Origin of the sequence: Microbacterium sp. BF1, from assembly GCF_019279095.1 — a bacterium.
Lineage (GTDB): Bacteria > Actinomycetota > Actinomycetes > Actinomycetales > Microbacteriaceae > Microbacterium > Microbacterium maritypicum.
In genome coordinates this window covers 1-566 of the sequence record NZ_JAGYWT010000859.1, presented here as the reverse complement: position 1 = coordinate 566, position 566 = coordinate 1, and the positions used below count along the sequence as shown (strand labels likewise).

The 566-nt window shown below is 67.3% G+C and carries 2 protein-coding genes and 1 tRNA gene; 1 reads left to right on the top strand and 2 read right to left on the bottom strand.

What is annotated here, in order from left to right; all coding sequences use genetic code 11:
• Positions 1–20 precede the first annotated feature (20 nt).
• A complete protein-coding gene (locus KZA10_RS18855; protein WP_374196621.1) occupies positions 21–131 on the top strand; it encodes an LPXTG cell wall anchor domain-containing protein in 111 nt (36 codons plus the stop codon).
• 146 nt (positions 132–277) lie between these two features.
• Here the strand turns inward: KZA10_RS18855 and KZA10_RS17220 are convergent.
• Positions 278–349: transfer RNA gene (locus tag KZA10_RS17220), tRNA-Gln, on the bottom strand.
• Positions 350–450: 101 nt separating this feature from the next.
• The coding region (locus tag KZA10_RS18455) for a hypothetical protein (protein WP_256935023.1) at positions 451–566 on the bottom strand (116 nt) is incomplete at its 5' end.

Sequence of the window (566 nt, the reverse complement as noted above, 5' to 3'; positions counted from 1 at the left end):
CCGACAGCTCTCCCGACCCCCTGGCGACGACCGGCGCAGACGGCACGATCGGCTGGGTCTGGACGGGCCTTGCCCTCACTCTGCTGGCCGCGGGCACGTGGCTGCTCCACCTGCGCCGCCGCTCGGCCTGACGCGCCATCACGAGAGCCCTCTGCATCCTGTGCTGACACGGGATGCAGGGGGCTTTCGTCGTCGCGGTGGACACGCAGCCGAACTGCTCTGGCGATACTGGTCCGGAAACGACGAAACCCCCGCCTGAGCGGGGGTTTTCGACTTGCTGGGGTACCTGGACTCGAACCAAGAATAACGGAACCAGAAACCGTCGTGTTGCCAATTACACCATACCCCAAGGGCGAAACCTGAGCCTCGCACCGAGAATCAAGCCTACCCGAGCGGCGGCGGAACACCAAAACCGGTGGGCCGTGATCCGCCGCCCGGGCGCGTCGCGCCTCAGCTGGCGAGGAACGCCGACAGGGAGCGCAGACGACGAAGCGACTCCTCCTTGCCCAGCAGCTCCATCGACTCGAACAGCGGCGGGGAGATCCGGCGGCCCGTGATGGCCACGC